Source organism: Deinococcus arboris (genome assembly GCF_009755355.1).
Classification (GTDB): domain Bacteria; phylum Deinococcota; class Deinococci; order Deinococcales; family Deinococcaceae; genus Deinococcus; species Deinococcus betulae.
In genome coordinates this window covers 24,723-48,548 of sequence record NZ_WQLB01000035.1, presented here as the reverse complement: position 1 = coordinate 48,548, position 23,826 = coordinate 24,723, and the positions used below count along the sequence as shown (strand labels likewise).

Genomic DNA, 23,826 nt, shown 5'->3' with positions numbered 1-23,826 from the left:
TGACCCCCATGTCTTTAACCTTGACGAGACCTGCATATCGCGCTATTCTTTTCTTATCACCGCCAAAGAAGGCGGATTTTTTTGTTTTAGAGCGTTTCCAGGAAATCAAGCGCGGTCTGGGCCAGGTTCAGGTCAGCCTGGGCGGGGCGACCGGGCGCGGCCAGAGGCGTCAGGCGGCGCACATCTGCCTGCACCTGTTGCCAGAGCAGCGCATCTCGGCGCCGCAGCAGGTGCGGCCCGTAGCGCAGCGCCACGTCCAGGGGTAGGCCGTCGTAGACCGGATCGGGACCATCTCTACTCTCCAGGCGCAACACGGGGTAGGCCCAGTGGCCTGCCACCAGCGCCTCCTGCCGCAGCCTATATCCGTGCGCCCAGGCCCAGCGGCGCAGCGGCTCGGCGCTGTCGTTGGGCTGCAAGACAAGGGCGGGCGGCACCCGCAGCGGCTCGCGGGTCAGGATGCCCAGCATGGTCTGGGCGCCCATCCCCGTGATGCTGACACTCTCCACCTCGCCCGGCGCCAGTGGGGCGAGGCCGTTACCCGCACGGACCTCCAGCCGCGCCCCCAGGCCGGCACGCGCCACATTCCGGCGCGCATGGGCCAGCGGGCCAGGATTCAGCTCCACGATGATGCCGCGCTCTATCCGGCCCAGCTGTAGCAGGCGCAGGGGCAGGTGTGCGTGATCACTGCCGATATCGGCGTGACACCTCGCCTGCACCAGGGCCAGCACTGCCGAGAGTCGGGCGTCAAGGCTGGGCACGGTCCGGTGCAGCCTCCGCTGGGGGGTGGACACGGTGACCGCCCTGCCGGCTCAAAATGACCGAATAGGTGCCCACCGCCAGAATGACCGCCGCCAGCGCCGCGCCGTACACCAGGATGTCGCCGCCACCCTTCCATTCAAGGGCCACACTGAAAAAGTTCACCGCCAGCGCCACGACCACGATCCCGATCAGTTTCTGTTTCAGGTCATCAAACGATTCGATATGCAGCCAGGCCGGCACGTTCTGTATGCGGCTGACGAATAGACTTTGCAGCCCAAACGAGATAATCAGCAGCGCCACCCCAATCAGGAGGGTGTCGGCCTGCTCTACCGCCGCGATAATCAGGGTCTTGGTGGTTTCGGCGTCGCCCAGGCGGCCCAGCGCGGCGCGGATGGTCACATACGCCTGGGCGATGGCGGCCACGAACAGCGCCAGACTGAAGGCGAAGGCACTCAGCACCCCCAATTCGACAATCAGCCGCGTAAAGCCGAAAGCGCCCCCCAGGGTGCGCCGCCGGGTGGCACTGAGGACCGGTGCCGCCCGCTTTCCAGCCGCTGACCGGCCCTTCACAGCGCCCCGTCCCCTGCCAGGGGCCGCACCTCATCCCCTTCCCGGATGACACCGCCCTGGATTACGCGGGCCGTCAGGCCGCCGTGACCGCGCACAGCGTTGTATCCGCCTTCGCCCAGATTCTCTTCCATGCGCGAGCAGGGGTGGCACTCGCCCGTGCCTTCCAGAATCACCTCGCCTATCTGAAACCGCCGGTCTTTCAGGGCGAGCAGCGGCAGGCCACTGACCACGATGTTGCGCCGCAGTTGCTCTGGCGTGACTTCGGCGCGGCCTGCAAGGGCAGCAATTACTGGCAGATGTTCCGCCTGAATCAGCGTGACCTGGCGGCGGCCCGGCCCACCCGGCACAGGGGCCGCGCGGCTGGCCTGGGCCGCCTCTCCCGTTTCGCCGGTCAGCGCCGTGAGCCGGGGCGGGGCCAGCTTGCCGTGGTCACCGATCAGCCCGACCAGGGGGTGCGCCTGAACCTCGGGCACCCGCTGGACAGGCGCGCGCCGCGCGGGCCGCAGCCCCAGCCAGTCCACCCGGCCCGGCCCGGCAAAGGTCGCGCGCAGTTCGTGCATGGTTTTCACGCCCGCCATGCTTGCACAGACGGCCCCGGCTCTCTACGGCACCCGGCCTTGCTATGCTGCGGGGCATGAGGCGCCTGACCCGACGTGCCCAACCTGATGAGTACTATCGTCCCCGCCGCTAGGTGGGGGTCAGTCAAGCCTGAAATCCAACCCTGAAAGCGGCGAACTTGCTCAGCGAGTCCGCCGTTTTTGCCCTGGAGTGCCCATGAACGAGATTCGCTGGAACCTGCCTGTAGAGGAACAACTGGAGATTCTGAAGCGCGGCGTCGTTGACCTGGTCAGCGAGGACGACCTGCGCCGCAAGCTGGAGCGCAGCCGCGAGACGGGCGTGCCGCTGCGGGTGAAGCTGGGCGCCGACCCCACCCGCCCCGACCTGCACCTGGGCCACGCGGTCATCCTGCGCAAGATGCGCCAGTTTCAGGACCTGGGCCACAAGGTCATCATGCTGATCGGCGACTTTACCGCCATGATCGGGGACCCTAGCGGCAAGAGTAAAACTCGCCCGCCCCTGACCCTGGAACAGACCCGCGAAAACGCCCGCAGCTACCTCGAACAGTGCCGCCTGGTGCTGCGGGACGAGCCTGATGTACTGGAAATCCGTTACAACGGCGAGTGGCTCGAACCGATGGGCTACGCCGACGTGATTCGCCTGGCCAGCCGCTACACGGTGGCCCGCATCATGGAGCGCGACGATTTTAAAAAGCGCTTTGAGGGCGGCGTACCTATCGCTATGCATGAACTGCTGTACCCCTTGACCCAGGGCTACGACTCGGTGGCGCTGGAAGCCGACGTGGAACTGGGCGGCACCGACCAGCTGTTTAACAACCTCGTGGGCCGCGCCCTGCAGCGCGACTACGCGCAGGAGCCGCAGGTGGTCATGACCCTGCCGCTGCTGGTGGGCCTGGACGGCACCGAGAAGATGTCCAAGAGCCTGGACAATTACATCGGCCTGACCGACGAGCCGCACGCCATGTTTGCCGGCCTGATGAAGGTGCCTGACCCGCTGCTGGAGAACTACTTCACCCTGCTGACAGACTTGCCGCGTGACCCGGTAGAAGCCCTGCTGGCTGGCCATCCCGTCGCCGCCCACCGCGAGCTGGCGCGCGCCGTGGTGGCCTGGTTTCACCCTGAAGCGGACCTGGATGCGGCCGAGGCCCGATTTAAGTCCGTCGCCAAGGGCGGCATTCCAGAAAATCTTCCCGTGGTGCCCGTTCCTGCCAGCGAGCTGAATGATGAGGGCCGCATCAGCCTGGCCAAACTGGTTGTCCTGGCTGGCCTGGAACCCAGCAACGGCGCGGCCCGCAAACTGATGCAGAACAAAGGCCTGAAGTTGAATGGCGAGGCCTTCACGGACCCACAGGGCACCCTGAGCCGTGACCAGCTTTCGTCAGAGGGCGGCGCGGTGCTTCAGAAGGGCAAGGACAAGTTCGCACGGCTGGTCCTGGGGTCGTAGGCCACCCCTCTCCTTCACGGGGCCTTCATGGAGCTGTCAGGCGCTTTCAGGACCCTGTGCCATCAGCTCTGCAAGCGCAAAGTTATACACAGGCGACTGTGGACAACCGGCACAGGCTGTGGACAACGGCCAGCACACACAAAACCCTGTGGACAACCCAGGACTTATCCACAGGGACGGTGTGGAAAAACCCCGTCCCTGTGGATAAAAAGTTGACCTCTTCCTGACAGTGCTGACCCACTACAACCGCAGTTGGTCCTCGCGCAGCCGCTCCACACGCAGCATGTTGGTGGTGCCGCGCACGCCAAAGGGCACGCCAGCGGTAATGACATACCGGTCGCCGACATCGGCCAGGCCGCTGCGGCGCAGCTCATCGTTGGCAATGCGCACCATGTCGTCGGTGTTCCGAGGGTCTTCGCTCAGGACCGGCACCACACCCCACACCAGGGCCAGCTGGTTGCGGGTCTGTTCGTTGGGCGTCAGGGCCAGGATGGCCAGGGGCGGGCGGTTCTTGGCTATCCGCGAGGCGGCGCCGCCCGTGCTGGTAAAGGTCACGATGGCCGGCGAATCCAGCTTCTCGCCGATGTTGCAAGCCGAAGAAGCAATGGCGTCCTGCGCCAGTTCAGTGTCAATCACCAGTTGCCGCTGAAGCATCTTGTAGTGCTCGCTGTCTTCGGCTTCATGGGCGATACGGGCCATCATGGCGACCGACTCCACGGGATACAGCCCCGCCGCCGATTCCGCCGAGAGCATCACGGCGTCGGTGCCGTCGTAAATGGCGTTCGCCACGTCCGACGCCTCAGCGCGGGTGGGCCGGGGCAGGTTAATCATGCTTTCCAACATCTGCGTGGCGGTGATGACCGGCTTGCCAGCCTCCCGGCACAGGCGAATCAGACGCTTCTGGATGGTGGGCACCTGCTCGGGGCGCATCTCCACACCCAGGTCGCCGCGCGCCACCATGATGCCGTCCACTTCCTTCAGGATGTCCTCGAAGCGGTCCACGGCCTGAGGCTTTTCGATCTTGGCCATCAGCTTGGCGCGGCTGCCAAAGCGCGACAGGTAGTGCCGGGCCAGCAGCAGGTCATCGCGCGACCGCACGAAGCTCAGGGCCACCCAGTCCACGCCCAGCTCGGCGCCAAATTCCATGTCCTGCACGTCTTTTTCGGACAGCGCCGGCACCGAGAGGTCGGCCTCGGGCACATTGATACCCTTGTTGTTCTTCAGCACGCCGCCAATCACGACGGTGGTGTGCACCTCCTGGCCACGCACACTGTCCACCCGCAGGGCCATATTGCCGTCGTCAAGCAGTAGGGCCATGCCCTGCTGCACGTCATGCACCAGCCCTTTGTAGGTGCTGGAGACGCGCTCGGCGTCGCCTTCAACGTCGTCCATCGTGATGATGAACTTGTCGCCGGGGTGCAGGGTCACGGCGCCGTCCTTGAAGCGGCCCACGCGAATCTTTGGGCCTTGCAGGTCCTGCAGAATGCCGATGGCCACGCCCTTCTGGGCGGCCAGTTCGCGCACCATCTGCACCGTTTGGCGGTGGTCCTCGCGGTCCCCGTGGCTGAAGTTCATGCGCACGACGTTCATGCCCGCGTCAATCATGCGGCCCAGAACCTCTGGGGAACGGCTGGCGGGGCCGACGGTCGCCACAATCTTGGTGGCGCGGTCAATATCTGTCATCTGCATCTTGGAATCCTTTCCATCCGCTTTGAAAGAGGCGGGCGGCAGGGGCAACACCCCACCGCCCGGCCCGGTCGCTTAACGCAGCGCCTTGCGGCCTGGATACACGGCGCGGTCGCCCAGGCTGTCTTCAATGCGCAGCAGCTGGTTGTACTTGGCGATGCGGTCCGAACGGCTAGCCGAGCCAGTTTTAATCTGCCCGGCGTTGGTGGCCACCGCCAGGTCGGCGATGAAGCTGTCTTCGGACTCGCCGCTGCGGTGCGAAATAACGGTGCCGTAGTGGTGGCGCTTGGCCAGCTCAATGGCGTCCATGCTCTCGGTCAGGCTGCCGATCTGGTTCACCTTGACCAGAATCGCGTTGCCCACCTTGCTGTCAATGCCGCGCTGCAATCTCTCGGGATTGGTCACGAACAGGTCGTCGCCCACCAGTTGCACGCGGTCCCCAATCTTGGCGGTCAGGGCCGCCCAGCCGTCCCAGTCATCTTCGGCCAGGCCGTCCTCAATGCTGACAATCGGGTACCGGCTGGCCCAATCCGCCCAGAAATCCACCAGCTCGGCGGTGGACAGGATGCGCCCCTCGCTTTCGAGGTGGTACTGACCGTCTTTGTAAAGCTCGGTCACAGCGGGGTCCAGCGCAATGGCGATGTCTTTCCCCGGCTCGTACCCGGCCTTCTGGATGGCTTCGAGCAGCACGTCCAGCGCTTCCTCATTGCTTTTGAGGTCAGGCGCAAAGCCGCCTTCATCGCCCACGTTGGTGTTGTAGCCTTTGGCCGACAGCACTTTCTTCAGGGTGTGGAAGGTCTCGGCGCCGTAGCGCAGCGCCTCGCGGAAGCTCGGGGCTCCCACAGGCATGACCATAAATTCCTGAAAGTCCACCGAGTTATCGGCGTGCGCGCCCCCGTTGATGAGGTTCATCATGGGCACGGGCAGCGTCTTGGCGTTGCTGCCTCCCAGGTAACGGTACAACGGCACATTCAGCTCGGCGGCGGCCGCGCGGGCGGTGGCCAGGCTGACGGCCAGAATGGCGTTGCCGCCCAGCTGGCCCTTGTTGGGGGTGCCGTCCACAGCCATCAGGGCGGCGTCGACAGCGGCCTGCTCGCTGGCGTCCAAGCCCACGACAGCCGGGCCCAGGGCTTCATTGACGTTCTTGACGGCCTGCTGAACACCTTTGCCCAGGTAGCGGCTGCCGCCGTCACGCAGTTCCAGCGCCTCATGGGTGCCGGTGCTGGCGCCGCTGGGCACGATGGCGCGGCCAAGAAGACCGCTGTCGAGGTGAACTTCGGCTTCCACGGTGGGGTTCCCGCGAGAGTCCAGCACTTCACGGGCCAACACTTTCTGAATCTTCATCCCTGTCTTCCTCCCCGAATTGTCCTTTCGCGCGGCGAAAGGTGTACCGCAGACACTATAAGCGTGGGTGCTCCTGACACGGTAAACCCGGTCTAACGTTTGGGCCTCATGGCCCCGCGCCGGCCCTGGGCGGCCCCTTAGACGCGCAGCGTGACCATGACAGCCATGTACCCCCCGCCGCCTGCCGCGCGGAAGATAGCAGGGCTGGTGGAGCCAGAGAACAGCAACTCCGCCTCTCCCTCGATGGGCCCCAGGGCGTCCAGCACGTGCCGGGCGTTAAAAGCCAGGCTCATGGCTGGCTCGGTGCCGCCCTGCACCACGTCCAGGGTGTCCTGTGCGCGGCCGTAGTCGCCCTCTGCGGCCAGGCGCAGCTTGCCTTCAGACACCAGAAATTCCACCCGGTTGTTGGCGTTTTTGTCGGCCAGAACCGCCACCCGATTGACCGCCTCTTTAAGCGCCGTGGCCGGCAACGTGACCTGCAACTTGATTTCCTTGGGAATCACACGCTCGTAATCGGGAAAGTCGCCGTCCAGCAGCTTGAGATTCATCCGCACGCGGTCGGTGGTCACACTCAGCTGCCCGTCGCCGTAGGTAAAACGGGCCTCACCATCCCTGAGCACGCGAATCAGTTCATCCACGCTGCGCGCCGGAATAATCAAGTTGCGCCCGTCGCCACTGGCCGGAAAGTCGCGGATGGCCACCCGGTAACCGTCGGAAGCCACAACTCGCGCGCCGTCCGGACGATGTTCGAGCTTGATACCCCGGAACACGGCCTGAAAGGCCTCGTTGCTGGCAGCGTAGCGCACGCTGGCAAAAGCGCGGGCCAGTTCACTGGCATCCAGGCTCAGGTCAGCCTGGGTAGGGAAGCTCAGCGGCGGATACGCCTCGGTGTCGCCGGTCTGCAACTTGAAATCCGAGCCGCCAGCCCGCACCGAGAGTTCCTGCCCATTTAGTTCCAGCTCGACCAGCTCACCACCTAGATTCCGGACAATCTGGGCGAACAAGTGAGCGGGGACCACAAAGTTCTGCGGCTTCTGCACCTCTGCGGGCACAAAGCAGGACAGGTCAATTTCGAGGTTGGTGCCGCTGAGGGTCAGGCCAGCCTCACTGGCCTCGACTTTCAGGGACGTCAGCAGAGGGTTGCTGTTGCGGCTGGGGATGACCCGTTCAAGAAGGCCCAGGCCTTCGCTCAAGATTTTTTTGGTGACGTTGACGTTCATGCCTTGCCTCTCTGTCTGGTCTCTATCTTTTACCTGTTTTTAAACTTAAAAAAGATAGTAGTAGTAGTAATAGGGCCTGTGGAAACTGTGGATAAGTGAGTTAGAGTCCCGCCAGGCGCGGAAACAGCCTGTGGATAAAAATGTGGATAAGTGGCACTTCCCTGTGGATATCCTGTGGATAAAGTCGGGAGTTATCCACATGTGGAAAACCAGCATCAGTTATCCACAACTTTATCCACAGAAAAAACGGGGTTATCCACAGCTTATCCACAGGGTTATCCACAGCTTGTGAAACTACGCACACCGTTTTGGAACGGATTTTGGAACTTAATTCGGTCGGGGCTAAATAGAAGGCAATCATTACGCCTGAATGTCCTCGTCGTCCGTGCCCTGCATCCGGCGTCTCAGGAAGTCCACCGAAGCGGTCAAATCCGAATCCTTACCCAGCGCTTCTGTCACCTTGCTGATGGCGTGCATGACGGTGGAATGGTCACGCCCAAAGAACTGGCCGATTTCGGGCAGCGAGTGATCAGTCAGCTCGCGGATCAGGTACTGGGCCACCTGCCGGGCCAGCACCACCTCGCGCACCCGGCCTGCGCCCCGAATGACATCGGAGGGCATGTTGTAGTGGGCGGCCACCTGACGCAAGACGTCCATCATCTCGACCTTGACTTCCTGCGGCGCAAAGACATTGCTCAGGGCCTTGGCCGCCACGGCGCGGGAAAAGGCCACGTTATTCAGGCTGGAAAACGCCACCACACGCATCAAGGCGCCTTCCAGCTCACGGATGTTGCTTGTGACCTGCCGGGCAATCAGTTCCAGCACTTCCTGAGGAATGTCGATGCGGTTGTGTTCGGCGTTCATCTTGAGGATCGCCACGCGCGTCTCGAACTCCGGAGATTGAATATCCGTAATGAGGCCCCATTCAAAGCGGCTGCGCAGCCGACCTTCGAGCGTCTGAATATCTTTGGGTGGCCGGTCAGAGCTGAGGATGATCTGCTTGTGGTTCTCGTAGAGCGCGTTGAAGGTATGGAAAAACTCCTCCTGCGTGCGCTCTTTGCCCGCCAGAAACTGAATATCGTCCACCAGCAGCAGGTCCACCGAGCGGTATCGGTTGCGAAACTGTGTCATCCGGTCTTCGCGGATGGCGTTAATCAGGTCGTTGGTAAACGATTCGGTCGAGACATACTCGATGCGCTTGCCGGGAAAGCGCTCGGTCATGTAATGCCCAACCGCATGCATGAGGTGGGTTTTGCCCAGGCCGACGTCCCCGTAGATAAACAGAGGATTATAGGCCTTGCCCGGTGACTCGGCGACGGCCAGCGCCGCCGCGTGGGCGAGGTTGTTGTTGGGCCCCACCACGAAATTTTCGAAGGTGTATTTGGGGTTCAGCACTTTGCGGTTTTCGGTCAGGGCCGGCACGCTGGGCGCCGCGCGGCCCACGGGTGCGGGCGGAGGCGGTGGTGGGTCGGTGGGCAGCAGCAGGGCGTCCTGTGCGGCGGGCAGCACCTGAAAACTGACCTGCGGATTCTGTGCGCCCAGCGAGCGAAGGGCGTCTTCCAGCAGTTCGAGGTAGTGCTTGCGAAACCACTCCTGCGCAAACGAGTTGCGCACCCCCAGCACCAGCGAGCCTTCCTGAACGCCCAGATTTTTCACCGGGGCAAACCACGTGTGGTATTCAACCTCTGAAATATTCTTGCGAACGTACTCCAGCACGTCCGTCCAGATTTCCTGCGAGATAAGCCGCACCTCCCTTCAGAGCAGTCCTTAACGCGGGGGCCAGCATACCACCCGGTTCTCACTGTTCTCGGGTCAAGAGAAAGAGGGGATGTCAGGCCGGGTTTTCTCTCCTGCCGGCCAGCACCTCAGCCTCCCTCTCCGGCGTCAAGACGTAAGACAGGTGAGCGTGCTGACTCCACTCTCGGGTGTCCTGTGCAGTCACCGCCGGGTCTGTCAAGGTCAGGCCCGCCGCCTCTGCCCGCTCGGCGCTGATGTCCATCAGGCCGCCATACTCGCTGCTGTCTGGGATATAGAGCGGCAATTCTTGAAAGCCCAGCCCTTGTGTCTCCAGCGCGGCCTCATCCAGCCAGACCGGCTGCGAGATACCCAGCACACGGGCGAACTCGGCCCAGGTCAGGCGCAGGCCGGCCAGATTGAAGACCCCACCTACACCTGCTTCGACGGCTTTCACCGCAAAGCGGGCGAGGTCGCGGGCATCAATGACCTGCACATGGTCGTGCCCGGTGCCAGGCAGCAGGGTCTCCCCTCCCCTGCTGGCGCGGTCCGGCCAGTAAGGGTAACGGGCGGTGTGGTCATACGGCCCGGCCACGATTTGTGGGCGGAAGATGGTGGCCCGGTCACCGTAGACCTCCTGCACAATGCGCTCACAGGTCACCTTGAGCGGGCCGTAGGTTTCATTGGTCACGTCGGTGATGTCCTCGGCGGCGGGTGGGAACAGGGGGGCGTCCTCACGCACTGGATGAACAGCGGGCGTGGCATACACGCTGGCGGTGCTGATAAAGAGGTAGCGGCCCACCCGGCCCCGCAGCGCCTCGGCACTGGCCCGCACCTGCCGGGGCGTATAGCCGCTGACATCCACGCAGGCGGCCCAGGTGCGGGCGGCCAGGGCTTCCAGACCTCCGGGCCCCTGGCTGCGGTCGCCGCGCAGCCGCTCGACTTCGGCAGGCAGGTGATCGGCGCTCTGGCCGCGCGTTAGCACGGTGACGCGGTGCCCCGCCGCCAGAAAAGCCAGCACGATATGCCGCCCCACGAACTTGGTGCCGCCCAGAACCAGAATGTCCATGCCTCTATCCTGTCACCTATGGCAGGCCAACAGAGGTGAAGGTCCGGTTTACAACGGGGCGCGTGCGGGTCCGGCTGGACGATTTGGAACTGGTGGCCCTGGTCAACGGCGAGGAGCTCAGCGTGGCCGTGGCCTGGCCGGGTGGCGGATGGACTTTGACCTTGAACCCGCAGGCGGAGGGCTTGCAAGGTGAGGGTGGTGGGCTGGTGGTAGGGCTGCGTTCCCACTTGCCCACGCTGCTTGACCCAGTAGAAGAAGGCGTGACCCTCTCAGGACCGCCGCGTGTGGTGATTGAAAAGGACTTCGGCCCGCAACATCTGTAATCCGGACTCGGATTCAATCGTTTTTGCAAAAGATTGAATCCGAGCCAACTCGCACAGCTCTAGAAGGTAGTTCCTCAAGTTCGTAGGAGAGCGAGAAGGCGCAGAAGCGGACGGCCGGACGGAGAGTTGGCGAATCGGTTCTGTTCCAAGTTGCTGGCGGTACAGACCGAAGCCGTCTATGTAGCTCAGCGCCGAACCCAGCGGCCTCCAGTTTCTTCCACCAGCCCCAACAGTTGCAGCATGACCAGTGCCGTCTGAAGTTCGGCCAGTGGCAGCCCAGTCTGGCCTTGAAGGTCGTCCAGGGTCACCGGTCCACGCAGCGCTGCCAGCACGCGCGCCTGCTCTGGGGGCAGGTCGGGGAGTGGCTGAGCGGGCACGCGCCCCCAGCCCAGTTCCTGCAGGATGTCGTGCGCGCCCTCGGTCAGGACGGCGCCGTCGCGCAGGAGCTGATGAGGGCCAGCGGCCCTGGGGTCCCCCGCTCGGCCCGGCACCGCAAACACCGTGCGCCCGCATTCCAGCGCGTGGGTGGCGGTAATCAGCGACCCCGATTTGCGCTCGCCTTCTACGACCACCGTGCCCGCTGACAGGGCCGCGATCAGGCGGTTGCGGATTGGAAAAAGGTGCTGCGCCGGACCAGTGCCCAGCGGCGACTCGCTCAGCAGGGTCAGGCGACTGGCCAGAGCCTTGTTCTCGCTGGGGTAAATCACGTCCACCGCGCTGCCCAGGACGCCGATGCTCGTGCCGTCTGCCTCCACCGCCGCGCCGTGGGCGGCCGTGTCGATGCCCCGCGCCAGTCCACTGACCACCACCACGCCCGCGCGGGCCAGGTCGGCGGCCAGCATCCGGGTAAAGGCGGCGCCGTGTGGACTGGCCGCCCGGGTGCCCACGATTCCGATGGCGCGCGGCACTGTGGGCAGATCAGGCAACTCGCCTTTCACCCATAGGACGGCCGGCGGGTCACTCAGGGCGTCCAGCGCGGGCGGGTAACCCGGCAGGCCCCGGTACAACAGGGTGACGCCTAACTCAGCGGCCCTGCTCTGCTCGGCGCGGGCCAGGGTCTCGGCTTTAGGGTCGCCAATGGCCGCCACGCTTCGGGAGTCCAGGCCCGGCACCTCGCGCAGCGCGGCCCGCGTGGCACTCAGGGCCGCCGCCGCTCCTCCGAAATGTTGCCGGAGCGCCTCAATGCGCCGTGGTCCCAACTGCGGCGTCAAGCGGAGAATCAGCAGGGCCAGCGCTTCGTCAGGTGGTGAGGTCGGCGGGTCAAACAGAGAGGCGCTGGTCACCCGGTCAGCATACGGGGCGGGGCCGGCGACTCAGGCCGCAGATGCCCCCAGGTGGGCCCTCTAGTCGTCCTCATCGCCCAGCGCCGCGCCCGGAATGGTCAGGGTAAACACAGCGCCCCCCTGCGGGCTGTTGGCTCCGCTCAGGTCCCCACCGTGCATGCGGGCAATCTGGCGCGACACGCTGAGACCCAGGCCGCTGCTGCCTGCGCCGCTGACAAAGGGTTCAAAGATTTGCTCACCCAGTTCAGGCGGGAGCCCAGGGCCGCTGTCCTGTACGGTAAACGTGACCTGCTCGGGTGTCTCGGCCAGTGTGATGGTCACAGTTCCTTCTGGCCCGGCGGCGCGCCGACCGTTGGCCAGGAGGTTGCGCAGCGCCTGGGTCAGTCGGTCGGGGTCACACAGAATGCCGCCCGCCCAGTTCCCCAGAAACTGCGTGCCTGGGACCAGCCGGTCCAGGCGACCTTGCAGGGTACGTGCCGGGATATAGTGCCAGGCCAGTTTTAGTTCCAGTTGACCGCGCGCCAGCTGCATCAGGTCCTGGGTGGTAAAGGTCAGCTCGTCGGCCACCAGGGCGGCGCGGGCCACCTCGGCGTCGCCGGTGCGGTCTTCGGCGCGCTTCAGGCTGGCTTTCAGGACGGTCAGTGGTGCGCCTAGCTCATGCACAATCTGGCCCAGCAACTGTTTCTCGCGGGCCTGCCCAGCCTCAATGCGGACCAGCAGGCGGTTGATGGCGGCCAGCAGGCGGTGCACCTCGTCCTCCCTGGCAGGCAGCGGCAGGGGGCTCAGGCTGTGGGTGGGGTCAATGCGGTCTGCAAGGTTGGCCGCCGCTTCCAGGCCGGTCAGCGCCTGCCGCCCCACCCACCAGCCGGTCAGCAGCAGCACTGCGGGGGCGACAATCAGGGCCAGGAGGAGGGCACTCAGGGCGCTCTGGCGGGCGGCCAGCAGGTCGTCTTCGGGCAGACCCACCCAGAGCGTGCCGTAATCACCGGCCTTGCGCTTGACCGCGCGCACAGTCGTGTTCTGCACGGGGACGCGGGCCAGGTCGCCGAACACGTAGCCGGTGTCCTGATAGTCGCGCAGCGCCGGGCTGGCGTAGGTAACCTGCCCGGCTGGGTTCACCACCAGGGTATAGGCCCCCGCCCCTCCGGCGGTGCTGCCCAGACCGCCCCCAGTGTTGGTAAAGGCGCCGGCCAGCGTGTCGGCCCGCTCGTTCAGGCGGTCCACGAACTGCCGCTCCATGCTGCCCAGCAGCAGCAGGACCACGCCCAGAGTCATCAGCGCAATCAGGGCCAGGGCCAGCGCGCTGTAGGTCAGGGCCAGCCGAAAGCGCAGCGAGTGCCGCCAGGCCACCCGCGCCGAATACAGCCCGGCGCCGGGCGTCAGCCGCGCGGCCCGGGGCGTTCCTGGGGGAAACGCTGCGGGCCGCGCAGGGGAAGGCGCAGAGTCAGGCACGCTAGGCCTGCAGCACGTAACCGACGTTGCGAATGGTGCGGATGCGCAGGTCGCTGTCCGCGTGTTCCAGCTTCTTGCGCAGCTGTGAGATGCGGACCTCTACCGAGTTGCTGTTGGGCGTTTCCCAGCCGTACAGATGTGACTCTATGTCTGCGCGCGAGAACACCCGCTCGGGCGTCCTCATCATCAGTTCCAGAATGCGCGCCTCGTGTTCGGTGAGGTTGACGTTCTTGTCGTTCACGGTCATCAGCAGCGAACTGGTGCTGAGGCTGGTGTTGCCCAGGTTCACGCCCGTGCCTGCTGCTGTGCGGCGCAGCAGGGCCGTGATACGGGCGTCCAGTTCCGGCATGGCAAAGGGCTTGGTCAGGTAGTCGTCGGCGCCCGCATTGAGGCCCGCCACGCGCTCCTGCACGCCACTCCGCGCCGACAGAACCAGCACGGGTGTACTGGAATACTGCCGCAGCGCCTGCACCAGGTCCAGGCCGTCGCCGTCCGGCAGGTTGAGGTCCAGCAGAATCAGCTGGGCGGTGTGGGTACCCAGCCAGGCCTGCGCGTCTTTCAGGGTGGCGGCGTGCTGCACCTGATAGTCGGCCGACAGGTACTCCTTGAGCAGCGGCCCCAGGTGCGGGTCGTCTTCAACAATCAGAATCTGAGCCAGCATGTTTCTCCTTCAGCGCCGCATTCGGGCGCCCCTGTCCTGAGATGGTAACGCGCGGCACGGAGCCTGACCTTTAAGAAATCTGTGGAGGGTGGGCTGCCTCCCGCGCCCTGAGCGCCTACTTATTGCCCGAATTGCGCAGGCCCGGCAGGCTGAGACTCTGTCCAGCGGGCTGCACGCCCAGCGACAGCTTGAATCCTGAGAGCAGGCGGCTCAGCGACTGACCGCCTTCCAGGGTCAACTGCCCATCATCCAGGGTGCCCACATAGCGGCTTTTCAGGGCCGACAGCCCACCGCGCGTCCGTTCCTCCTCGGTGGGTGCAAACAGCACGACCACCGGACCGCTGTAATCGGTCACTAGGCGGAGGGTTACGCGCCCGCCGCTGCTCTCGCCGTCGCCTAGCTTGGTCAGCAGGTCGCGGTCCCAGACGATCAGTTTCAGAGCGCTGGCGGGCGTGGCCAGCATCAGCAGGGTCAGCAGGGCAAGGATGAATCGGGGCATAGGAATCAGGTGCGGCTCCAGAAAGAGAGGAAGGTCGGTGGCAAAAGGCCATCAGGGCCTGTGACTGTCCAGAGTACCGCGCAGGGCTGACGGTTTCCTGAAGTGCAGGACACAGTGGGACACAAATGAACGCTCGGTCATCTCATGATAAAGGCAGACTGGGAGGGGTGCCAGTCTGCCGGAAGATTGAGCGGGGGTGCTGGATTTACATCGCTTCGAGCATCAGCCGGTCGGGATTTTCCAGCAGGCGGATGACTTCTTTGCAAAAGCGCGCGGCCTCGGCACCGTCCACCAGGCGGTGATCGAACGACAGGCTGAGGTACATCATGTGGGCCACCACGATCTCGTCGTATTCATTGACGATGGGCCGCTTCACGATGGAGTGAACGCCCAGAATGGCGGCGTCGGGCACGTTGATGATAGGGAACGAGAACAGCGCGCCAATCGAGCCGATGTTGGTGATGGAAAAGGTGCTGCCGGCCAGCTCATCGGCCTGCAACTTGCCGGCCTGGGCGCGGCCGGCCAGGTCAGTCACTTCGCGGGCGAGATCAAAGACGCTCTTGTGGTTCACGTCTTTGATGACTGGCACCGTCAGGCCGGCGTCGGTGGCGACCGCCATGCCGAGGTTGTAGTAGCGCTTCTGCACGATTTCCTGGGTGGCCTCGTCGAAAGAGGTGTTCAGGCTGGGGAATTTGCGCAGGGCCACGGTGACCGCCTTGAAAATAAACGGCAGGTACGACAGCTTGACCCCGGAGGCCGCCGCTTCATCCTTCACGCGGGCGCGGAATTCGACCAGTTTGGTCAGGTTCACTTCGTCCACCGTCAGGGTGCGCACGGTGTAGAGGTGGCTGGCCTGCATCTGGGTGCTGATGGCCCGGCGCATGCCGCGCAGAGGCACGCGGTCTTCCAGGGCTTCGTACCCTTTGGGCGTGCGGTACTGCACCGGGGCGACGGGCAGGCCGCCCGCGCTGGCTTTGGCGGCCTGGGCCGGCGCGCTCTGGGCTGGGGCGTTCTGAGTCGGCGCCGCCTGAGCGGAAGAGGCCTGGTCGCGGTGGGCCAGCACGTCCGGCACGCGGATGCGCCCATTGGGGCCGCTGCCCTGCACCTGGCCCAGGTCCAGGCCCAGTTCGCGGGCCAGTTGCCGCGCGGCGGGAACCGCCAGCACCCGGCCATCGGCGCGGCCGGCGGGGGTCGGTTCGCGGTTCAGGATGCTGCCGACGCCGCCCGTGTAGGTGCCCGGCGCGCCGCTGCCCGCCAGGTTCTCGCCGGCGCGGTTGGTCAGGCCCTGGACCTGAATCTTCTCGTCCGAGGCGAAGGCCTTGAAGAGACTGGTGGAGTCGTCGTCAGCACCTTTTTTCATGTGCCCGGCTTCAACGATGCTGCCGCCTTCGCTGGCTGCTCCGCCCACCTGCTCGCGTTCTTCCTGGGCCTGGGGGGGTAAGGCGCTGCCGGGGGCGGCGGGACTGCCCGCGCTCGCCTGAATCGCCTGGGTGGGCGTGGGGGCCGCTGCACCAGCACTGCCGCCCTCGTCAATCAGCGCAATGGCGGCGTGGACCGCCACCACATCACCCTCGCCGGCCAGGCGTTTGCTCAGCACGCCCGCCACAGGACTGGGCAACTCGACTGTCACCTTGTCGGTCATGACCTCGCACAGGGGCTGCTCAAGGGCGATGGTGTCGCCTTCTTGCACCAGCCACTTGAGAATTTCGCCTTCGACCACGCTTTCGGCCAGTTCGGGCAGCAGGACTTCTTTCATGGATTACCTCGTTGAGTGGAGAGAAAAGGTCTAGCGCAGCACGAAAACGCGCAGCAGCCCGTAGATCAGCAGGAGGGCCCCCAGCACCTGAATCCAGCGCTCGCCGCGTGCGTATGCCCAGGCACTCAGCCCCAGCAGGGCGAACAGGCCGCCAATAACCGCGCTCTGCCAGGGTTCAGCCAGGCGCCCAGCCAGGGCGTACAGGCCAAACCCGATCAGCAGGCCCAGAGTGCCCAGCAGCGGGCGCAGGAGGTCAGGACGCATCAGGCCACAGCTTAGCGAGATTCTGCTGGGGCCCGTTTGGTACCTGTACCGTGCCGCTGGACACCGCTGCGCACGTTAGTAGGTCAGCGCCTTCACACAGGCCGCCACAATCCGGTTGGGGCCGGGCAGATACACCTTGTCCTGCACGTAGGGATACGGCGTATCGAAACCGGCGACCTGGCCGACGGGTGCGGTGAGCACGTCAAAGGCCTGCTCCTGAATGACGTAGGCGACCTCGCCCATAAAGTTGCTGATGCGCGGCGCTTCGCTGACCAGCACAGCCCGGCCCGTCTTGTGCACGCTGCTGAGCACGCGGTCGCGGTCCCAGGGCACCAGCGAGCGCAGGTCGATGACCTCCACACTTACGCCTTCCGCAGCCAGGGCGTCGGCGGCGCGTTCCAGGTCAGGCATCACGCCGCCGTAGCCGATGAGCGACAGGTCGGTGCCTTCCCGGCGCACCGCCGCCTCGCCCAGCTTGACCACGTAGTCGTGGTTGGGGACTTCACCCTTGGCGGCGCGGTACAGCCGTTTGGGCTCAAAGTAGATGACCGGGTCTTCACCGCGCAGCGCGGCTTTCAGCAGGCCCTTGGCGTCGTAGGGCGTGCTGGGCATGACGACCTTGAGGCCCGGCGTGTGGGTGTAGTAGCTTTCCGGGCTCTGGCTGTGGTGGTGCCCGCCCTTCACGCCGCCGCCCGAGGGCGTGCGGATCACCATCGGGGCTGTGAACTGGCCCGCGCTGCGGTAGCGGATCTTGGCGGCCTGAGAAATGATCTGGTCAAAGCCCGGCCCCATGTAATCAGCAAACTGAATCTCGGCAATGGGCCGCAGGCCGCGCACGGCCATGCCCACGGCGGCGCCCACGATGCTGGCTTCGCTGAGGGGCGTGTCAAACACTCGGTTCTTGCCAAACCGCGCCTGCAGGCCGGCGGTCGCCATGAAGACGCCGCCGCGTGCGCCTACGTCCTCGCCGAACAGCACCACGCGGCTGTCACGTTCCATTTCTTCGGCAATCGCTTCGGTGACAGCCTGAATCAGGTTGATGGTGCGGGTCTCGGTCACAGCGCTCTCCCCTGCCCCGGTCTGGTCTGCTCTGTCCTGGGTGGCGGTCATGCCTGGCCTCCGGTCTGTTCAGCGCGGAGGAAGGCTTCTTGCTGCCGCAGGTGGTCGGGCAGATCGGCGTACACGTCTTCAAAGACAATGCGCCAGTCGGGTTGGCCGGTGGCCTCGGCCCGCAGCACCTGCTCATCCACCTCGCGGTGGGTTCGGGCGATCAGCTCGGCGCGTTCCTCGGCGCTGATGGGATGGCCCAGATGCTCCAGCAGTTTTTCCACGCGGGTAATCGGGTCACGGCCCAGCCACTCCTCGACTTCCTCACGGGTGCGGTAATGCTTCTCGGCGTCCGCGTCGGCGTTGGAGTGAGAGCCCACGCGGTAGGTCAGGCACTCCACCAGCGCGGGGCCGCCGCCCCCACGAATCTGCTCGGCGACCTGGGTCAGCACTTCCATGACCGCCACGATGTCGTTGCCGTCCACGTAGTAGCCGGGCATCCCGTAGGCCTTGGCCTTGATGTGGATGGTCTCGCTGGCCGTCTGCTCACGGATAGACGTGCTGATGGCCCACTGGTTGTTCTCGCACACGAACAGCGCAGGAGCCTGAGCCGCGCCGGCCATGTTGAGGCCCGAGTGCCAGTCGCCTTCGCTGGTGGCGCCGTCGCCGAAGGTGCAGACCGTGATCTCGTCCACGCCCAGATACTTCTGAGCCATCGCGTTGCCCGCCGCTGGCGGCACCTGCGAGGCGATAGAGCTGGAGATGGACACAAAATTCTGAGCCTGCGCCGCGAAGTGATGCGGCATCTGGCGGCCCCGGCAGGTGTCGGAGTTGGTGCCCAGGCACTGGCTGATCAGCTCAAACATGGGGACGCCCATAGCCAGGCCTAGGGTGTGGTCGCGGTAGTACGGCCACACCCAGTCGTGGCCCACGCGAATAGAACGTGCCAGGCCCACCTGGGTGGCTTCCATGCCGCTGGACTGGGCGTAGAAGGTGGTGCGGCCCTGGCGCAGCAGGGTAATCAGCTTGCGGTCGAACTCGCGCGCCTGGATCATCAGGGCGTGCAATTCGCGCAGCAGCTCTGGGGTAAACCGTGCGGGCAGCGGCTGCACCGGGGTGCCGTCTTCCGCGACGTAGCGAATCGGTTCGGGGGTGAACGGTTGAATCATGGGCTTCGGCCTCCTGGCTTTCGCGGCAGGGGGCCGAAGCGGCGCTGACGGCCCCCACCGTGGTCAAATCTGTCTAGCAAACGCTCGTTAGGCATTTTAGACCGTTTGGCGAGGAAAGGGGTCACGCCTGTCCAAAGTGAGGCGTTGGGGTGAGGGGGATGCTCACAGCGGCTGCCAGTCGGGGGTCAAAGCACCTGTTGGCGTTCCACTTCTCTGCTGTGTGGTACGAGAACTCATTTCGTTCGACCTGGCGCACGCCCCCTCAACTGCTCTGGGTCCCGCTGTCAGGGCCTAATGCACGAAAAAGACGAGGTCGGCTGGCACCTGGGGGGGCACTGGTCTCCCCTCCCCCAGCGGCGCCAGCGAAGTGGCCAGCGCGTGCGCCTGCGCCAGATAGGCGGCGTAGGGCACGGAACCAGCCTCCTGCCGGGGCCGCTCGGCGCCGAACAGGTCCAGCGGCGCCGTATCGGCCGGGTGGGTCCAGGCTCCACTCATCCAGTCAAAGTCGTAGAGGGCCACGAAGCGCTCGCCGTATTCGGCCACAAATTCTACGGCGTCCAGCAGAAACGCCACCTCTTCATCGGTGGCCCACGGGGCGAGGTTCAGGCGGGTCCAGCCGGGCTTAACGCCGTCCACATGGTTGAGCGCGCACTGGAAGTAGCGCTCGCTCGTCTGGTCATCCACCCGGAGCAGGGCGTGGCCGTAGGGGCCAGCGCAGGCGCAGCCGCCGCGCGCCTGAATGCCGAACAGGTCGTTCAGCAGGCGGACCACCAGACGGGGGTGCAACTGCCCGCCGCTGCTCGTAAAGGTCAGGAATGACAGGAAAGCCAGGCGGGGGGCGTCCAGGTTGCCCAGCAGGCGCAGCCGGGGGTTGGGGCGCAGGCGGGCGAGCGCGAGGGCGTACAGGTCGTGCTCCCGGTCCATTAGTGCCCGCGTGCCCAGGTTCTCTTTGACCTTGAAGGCCAGGGCCGTGCGAATCTTGCCCAGAATGGCGGGGGTGCCGGCGTCCTCCCGCGCCTCAATGTCGTCCACATAAATCTGCCGGGTGCGGCTGACAAAGCTCACGGTGCCGCCGCCGGCCGTGCTGGGCACCGTCAGGCGGTACAGCTCCTGCCGGAAACACAGTAGACCTGGTGTGCCGGGCCCACCCACGAACTTATGCGGGCTCAGGAAGACCGCGTCGTAGCCGTCGGGTTGTCCCGGCTTCATGTCAATGGGGACATACGGCGCGCTGGCGGCAAAGTCGAAGAAGGCATAGGCCCCGTGCGCGTGCAGAATGCGGGCCACCGACCGGGTGTCCGTGAGCAGCCCCGTGACGTTGCTGGCGGCACTGAACGAGCCGATCTTGGGCCGTCCGGCGTACTGAGGCTGCTTCAGGGCGCTGACCAGCGCGTCCAGATCGAGGTTCCCCTTCTCGCACAGGGGAATCTCGACCACCTCGGCCAGGGTTTCGCGCCAGCTGATGTCGTTGCTGTGGTGCTCGTAAGGCCCCACGAACACCACCGGGCGCCCGCTGGTGGGTAAGCCGGCCAGTAGAGCCTCCCGGTGATGGGCGCCCACCGCCAGCCCCAGGATGTCCTGCATGCGGCGCACCGCTGCGGTGCTGCCCGACCCGCAGAACACCAGCTTGCAGGTCTGGTCGCCGCCCAGCTGCCCTTTGACATACTCGGCGGCCTGATGAGTCAGGTGGGTGGAGTGCGCGCCGGTGGCGCTGTCCTCGGTGTGGGTGTTGGCATACAGCGGAAGGGCCAAAGAGGCCACCCGGTCTTCCACGCTGCGCAGCGCTCGGCCCGAGGCCACGTAGTCGGCGTAGGTCACGCGGCGCTCGCCGTAGGGGGTGCGGATGACGGTGCCTTCCCCGATCAGGTCGGCGCGCAGCGCGGCGAAGTCCATGCCCCATCTTAGGCACCCGGTCACTGTGGCCACAACGCCCCCGACCAGCAATGTGGATCACGCTGGCGCTGGCCGGTGGGGTCTACACTGGCCGGTTGAGATGAGCGGCTGGAATGTCCTGATCATAGGTGGTGGGCACGCGGGCTTGGAAGCGGCGTGGGCCGCTGCAAAGTTCTCGCGGGTGGCGCTGCTGATTGGCAACCCGGCCACGGTGGGGCGCATGCCCTGCAACCCGGCGGTGGGAGGCCCCGGCAAGAGTCAGCTGGTGTTTGAGGTGCAGGCGATGGGCGGCCTGATGGGCCGTCTGGCCGATGAAACGGCCATTCACACCCGCGTCCTGAATGCCAGCAAGGGGCCAGCGGTGCAGTCGCTGCGGGTGCAAAACGAGCGCGACGCCTATGCCGAGCGTGCCCAGGACGTGATTTTTGGGCACCCCAATATCGAGATTGTGCGGGGCGAAGCCGCCGACTTGGAGAGCGACGGCCGGGGCGGCTGGCTGGTCGTGACCACCGACGGGCGCCGCCTGCCCGCCCGTTCGGTGGTGGTGGCGGCCGGGACGTTCATGCGCGGCGTAACGTGGTATGGCCGTCAGTCCCGCGCCGAGGGGCGGCAGGGCGAGCCGCCCTCGCGTTTCCTGTCCGCGCCACTGGCCCACGCGGGTCATGTGCTTAAGCGCTACAAGACCGGCACGCCCCCCCGCGTGCGCGCCGATGCGGTGGACTTTGCGGCCCTGCTGGAGATTCCAGCGGACCCGCAGGCGCGCGGCTTTACCGGCACGCCCGGCCCCCGCGCCGCCGAGTCGCCCACCTGGCAGACCCACACCACCCCCGAAACCCACCGCCTGATTCACGAGAACCTCCACGAGTCGCCCATGTTTGCCGGTGACATCGAGGGCCTGGGGCCGCGCTACTGCCCCAGCATTGAAGACAAGGTGGTGCGGTTTGCCCACCATGACCGCCACCTGCTGTTCGTGGAACCGGATGGGGTGCAGACCAGCGAGGTCTACCTCCAAGGGTTTAGCTCGTCACTGCCGCCGCACCTGCAAGACGCGCTCGTGCGGACCCTCCCCGGTTTTGAGCAGGCGGTGATTCAGCGTTACGCCTACGCGGTGGAATACGACGTGGTGGAGTCGCTGGAATTGACGCTCAACCTGGAATCCAAGCTGATGCCCGGTGTGTTTACGGCAGGCCAGATCAACGGCACCAGCGGCTATGAGGAGGCCGCCGCCCAGGGCCTGATTGCGGGCACGGCGGCGGCCCGCCGCGCCTTAGGCGAGCCCGAACGGTTCGTGACCCGAGAGACCGGTTACCTGGGTGTGCTGCTGGACGAACTGGTCTTCAAGGGCAGCAACGAGCCGTACCGCATGATGACCAGCCGGGTCGAACACCGCCTGCTGGTGCGGCAGGACAACGCCGATGAGCGGATGACGCCCCTGGCCCATGAGCTGGGGCTGGTAGACGGCGCCGAACTTGCCCGAGTAGAGGAGAAATACGCGCGGGTGGCCGCCGGGGTGGCCGCGCTGGAGACCCAGCGGGTGCAGGGGCAAACCGGGGACGCCTGGTTGCGCCGCCCCGAATTCTCGCTGGCCGATGTGGAAGCCTTGGGCCTCGCCCTACCTGCCCTGTCGCCCGCTGAACGGGAATCCGTTGAGATTCGGGTGAAATATGCCGGCTACATTCGCCGGGCTGAGGTGCAGCTGCGCTCTGAGGACCGCTCACGGGACCTCAGCCTCGTGGGCGTGGATTTCGCTGCGATCCAGGCCCTCTCCAACGAAGCGCGCGAAAAGCTGGGCCGTGCTCAGCCGCGCACCGTGGAGCAGGCCAGCCGCATTTCTGGGGTCCGTCACGCTGACATCAGTGCGTTGCTGGTGCACTTAAGGCAGCAGGGTGTTTCACGGGAAACCTGACCGTGAAACAAGAGGCACGCAGTGGCAAGGGTCATCGCATGCCTGCTGTCTCTTGACCCACATCACGTTTCACGGGAAACTTGACGGTGAAACAAGAGGGGGCAAGACTTGGCAACATTTGAACAGGGCCTGCTGCTAGGCATTTTGATCGGCGAGGGGCACTTCGGTGGAGACGGCAAGCAGCCGCAGGTCACGCTGCGCATGCACACCCGTCACCAGAAATTGTTTGAAACCTTGCTGCGCCTGTGCCCTGGCTCGAAGCTGTATGGGCCGTATGACCACGGAGGTCGGCGCTACTTTCAGTGGATGGCGCGTGGGGCGGTGCTGCGCGACACCCTGCTGCCGCTGCTGGACGCCCTCCCTCTGGAGACCATTGATGATCACGTGTATGAGAGGTATCAGGATATGAAAACCAGGTATGGCCTGTGACGCCTGAAGGCGAGGCCCTGCTGTGCCAGGGGGCTGACGAGCTGAAGATAACGCTGGACGACGCCCGGCAGGCGCAGTTTGCCGCCCTGATGACGCTGCTTCAGGAGGCCAACACGAAGGTCAACCTGACGGCGCTGAAAACAGAGACCGACATCATCCTCAAGCATTTCGTGGATTCCCTGAGCTGCCTGCGCGGCGGCCATCTGGACGGCGCCGGGCGGGTGCTGGACCTGGGCACGGGGGCTGGCTTTCCCGCCCTGCCGCTGGCCATCATGCGGCCAGACACGATTTTTTCCCCCCTGGATTCCATTCGCAAGAAGATTGATTTTGTGCGAGGCGCGGCCGAGGCACTCGGCCTGGGCAACGTGCAGCCGCAGGTGGGCCGCGCCGAGACCCTGGGCCGAGACCCTGCCCACCGCGACACCTACGACCGCGTGGTGTGCCGGGCGGTGGCGGCGCTGCCCGTGCTGGCCGAACTGGCCCTGCCCCTGCTGCGCCCAGGCGGCCTGCTGGTCGCCCAGAAAGGGCCTATTGCCGAAGATGAGCTGGAGGCTGGCCGCCGCGCGGCCACAGAGCTGGGGGGCCGCGTGACCACGGTGGACGCCTTCGCTCTGCCGGTGCTGGGCGACGCCCGGACCCTTGTGGTGGTCGAGAAAGTCAGTCCGTCCCCCAGCAAATACCCCAGACGCGAAGGCGTACCGGCCTCGCAGCCGCTATTCTGGACGGCACGGTGAATGGCA

22 protein-coding genes are annotated in these 23,826 nt (G+C 65.3%); 5 read left to right on the top strand and 17 right to left on the bottom strand.

Annotated features, from left to right (window positions below; all coding sequences use genetic code 11):
- Positions 1–86 precede the first annotated feature (86 nt).
- From GO986_RS19075 to GO986_RS19065, 3 genes are read right to left on the bottom strand one after another with little or no spacing between them, the layout of a single operon-like run.
- Positions 87–758, bottom strand: a complete 672-nt coding sequence (locus tag GO986_RS19075; RefSeq protein WP_369409474.1) for a tRNA (adenine(22)-N(1))-methyltransferase TrmK — start codon at positions 756–758, stop codon at positions 87–89.
- Positions 745–1,329: a YqhA family protein gene (locus GO986_RS19070; protein WP_369409473.1), complete on the bottom strand. Its 585-nt coding sequence runs from the start codon at positions 1,327–1,329 to the stop codon at positions 745–747. The genes GO986_RS19075 and GO986_RS19070 overlap by 14 nt, the downstream gene beginning before the upstream one ends.
- Positions 1,326–1,898 (bottom strand): MOSC domain-containing protein, encoded by a 573-nt coding sequence (locus GO986_RS19065; protein ID WP_369409477.1) that lies wholly within the window; start codon positions 1,896–1,898, stop codon positions 1,326–1,328. The genes GO986_RS19070 and GO986_RS19065 overlap by 4 nt, the downstream gene beginning before the upstream one ends.
- A 205-nt stretch (positions 1,899–2,103) precedes the next feature.
- On the opposite strand from GO986_RS19065, the gene tyrS reads away from it, so the two are divergent.
- Positions 2,104–3,351 (top strand): tyrosine--tRNA ligase, encoded by a 1,248-nt coding sequence (gene tyrS, locus GO986_RS19060; RefSeq protein WP_157461001.1) that lies wholly within the window; start codon positions 2,104–2,106, stop codon positions 3,349–3,351.
- A gap of 240 nt (positions 3,352–3,591) precedes the next feature.
- On the opposite strand, the gene pyk is transcribed toward tyrS, so the two are convergent.
- The 5 genes from pyk to GO986_RS19035 form a co-directional block, all read right to left on the bottom strand.
- Complete coding sequence (pyk, locus tag GO986_RS19055; protein ID WP_157461017.1) at positions 3,592–5,034, bottom strand: pyruvate kinase; 1,443 nt, start codon at positions 5,032–5,034, stop codon at positions 3,592–3,594.
- Between the two features lie 78 nt (positions 5,035–5,112).
- Positions 5,113–6,381: a phosphopyruvate hydratase gene (gene eno, locus GO986_RS19050; protein ID WP_157460999.1), complete on the bottom strand. Its 1,269-nt coding sequence runs from the start codon at positions 6,379–6,381 to the stop codon at positions 5,113–5,115.
- Positions 6,382–6,518: 137 nt separating this feature from the next.
- A complete protein-coding gene (dnaN, locus tag GO986_RS19045; RefSeq protein ID WP_157460997.1) occupies positions 6,519–7,601 on the bottom strand; it encodes a DNA polymerase III subunit beta in 1,083 nt (360 codons plus the stop codon).
- Positions 7,602–7,961: 360 nt separating this feature from the next.
- Positions 7,962–9,341 (bottom strand): chromosomal replication initiator protein DnaA, encoded by a 1,380-nt coding sequence (dnaA, locus tag GO986_RS19040; RefSeq protein WP_369409476.1) that lies wholly within the window; start codon positions 9,339–9,341, stop codon positions 7,962–7,964.
- Positions 9,342–9,432: 91 nt separating this feature from the next.
- Positions 9,433–10,404 carry an NAD-dependent epimerase/dehydratase family protein gene (locus GO986_RS19035; protein ID WP_157460995.1) on the bottom strand — a complete coding sequence of 324 codons (972 nt, stop codon included), beginning with the start codon at positions 10,402–10,404 and terminating at the stop codon, positions 9,433–9,435.
- Positions 10,405–10,466: 62 nt separating this feature from the next.
- Here GO986_RS19035 and GO986_RS19030 point away from each other — a divergent pair, with 62 nt between their 5' ends.
- The gene (locus GO986_RS19030; protein WP_369409472.1) at positions 10,467–10,727 is read left to right on the top strand and encodes a hypothetical protein; all 261 of its coding nucleotides are present in this window, start codon (positions 10,467–10,469) and stop codon (positions 10,725–10,727) included.
- A 185-nt stretch (positions 10,728–10,912) separates the two neighbouring features.
- On the opposite strand, the gene dprA is transcribed toward GO986_RS19030, so the two are convergent.
- The 9 genes from dprA to GO986_RS18985 all read right to left on the bottom strand — a co-directional run bounded on the left by dprA (position 10,913) and on the right by GO986_RS18985 (position 20,751).
- Positions 10,913–12,010: a DNA-processing protein DprA gene (dprA, locus tag GO986_RS19025; RefSeq protein ID WP_369409471.1), complete on the bottom strand. Its 1,098-nt coding sequence runs from the start codon at positions 12,008–12,010 to the stop codon at positions 10,913–10,915.
- A 60-nt stretch (positions 12,011–12,070) separates the two neighbouring features.
- Positions 12,071–13,393 (bottom strand): sensor histidine kinase, encoded by a 1,323-nt coding sequence (locus tag GO986_RS19020; RefSeq protein ID WP_157461009.1) that lies wholly within the window; start codon positions 13,391–13,393, stop codon positions 12,071–12,073.
- Between the two features lie 70 nt (positions 13,394–13,463).
- Positions 13,464–14,123, bottom strand: a complete 660-nt coding sequence (locus tag GO986_RS19015) for a response regulator transcription factor (protein ID WP_157460993.1) — start codon at positions 14,121–14,123, stop codon at positions 13,464–13,466.
- A 115-nt stretch (positions 14,124–14,238) separates the two neighbouring features.
- On the bottom strand, positions 14,239–14,622 hold the full coding sequence (locus GO986_RS19010; RefSeq protein WP_157460991.1) for a hypothetical protein: 384 nt from the start codon (positions 14,620–14,622) through the stop codon (positions 14,239–14,241).
- A gap of 205 nt (positions 14,623–14,827) precedes the next feature.
- On the bottom strand, positions 14,828–16,378 hold the full coding sequence (locus tag GO986_RS19005) for a dihydrolipoamide acetyltransferase family protein (protein WP_157460989.1): 1,551 nt from the start codon (positions 16,376–16,378) through the stop codon (positions 14,828–14,830).
- A 30-nt stretch (positions 16,379–16,408) separates the two neighbouring features.
- Positions 16,409–16,642 carry a hypothetical protein gene (locus tag GO986_RS19000; RefSeq protein ID WP_157460987.1) on the bottom strand — a complete coding sequence of 78 codons (234 nt, stop codon included), beginning with the start codon at positions 16,640–16,642 and terminating at the stop codon, positions 16,409–16,411.
- Positions 16,643–16,717: 75 nt separating this feature from the next.
- Complete coding sequence (locus tag GO986_RS18995) at positions 16,718–17,752, bottom strand: alpha-ketoacid dehydrogenase subunit beta (protein WP_157460986.1); 1,035 nt, start codon at positions 17,750–17,752, stop codon at positions 16,718–16,720.
- A complete protein-coding gene (locus tag GO986_RS18990; RefSeq protein ID WP_157460984.1) occupies positions 17,749–18,858 on the bottom strand; it encodes a thiamine pyrophosphate-dependent dehydrogenase E1 component subunit alpha in 1,110 nt (369 codons plus the stop codon). Before GO986_RS18990 ends, GO986_RS18995 begins: the two co-directional genes overlap by 4 nt.
- A 291-nt stretch (positions 18,859–19,149) precedes the next feature.
- Positions 19,150–20,751 (bottom strand): aminotransferase class V-fold PLP-dependent enzyme, encoded by a 1,602-nt coding sequence (locus GO986_RS18985; RefSeq protein ID WP_157460982.1) that lies wholly within the window; start codon positions 20,749–20,751, stop codon positions 19,150–19,152.
- Between the two features lie 100 nt (positions 20,752–20,851).
- Between GO986_RS18985 and mnmG the strand changes: the two genes are divergently transcribed.
- The 3 genes from mnmG to rsmG all read left to right on the top strand — a co-directional run bounded on the left by mnmG (position 20,852) and on the right by rsmG (position 23,820).
- Positions 20,852–22,657, top strand: a complete 1,806-nt coding sequence (mnmG, locus tag GO986_RS18980; RefSeq protein WP_157460980.1) for a tRNA uridine-5-carboxymethylaminomethyl(34) synthesis enzyme MnmG — start codon at positions 20,852–20,854, stop codon at positions 22,655–22,657.
- A 108-nt stretch (positions 22,658–22,765) separates the two neighbouring features.
- On the top strand, positions 22,766–23,086 hold the full coding sequence (locus GO986_RS18975; protein ID WP_157460978.1) for a hypothetical protein: 321 nt from the start codon (positions 22,766–22,768) through the stop codon (positions 23,084–23,086).
- Positions 23,083–23,820 carry a 16S rRNA (guanine(527)-N(7))-methyltransferase RsmG gene (rsmG, locus tag GO986_RS18970; RefSeq protein ID WP_369409470.1) on the top strand — a complete coding sequence of 246 codons (738 nt, stop codon included), beginning with the start codon at positions 23,083–23,085 and terminating at the stop codon, positions 23,818–23,820. Before GO986_RS18975 ends, rsmG begins: the two co-directional genes overlap by 4 nt.
- The last annotated feature ends 6 nt before the right edge of the window (positions 23,821–23,826 follow it).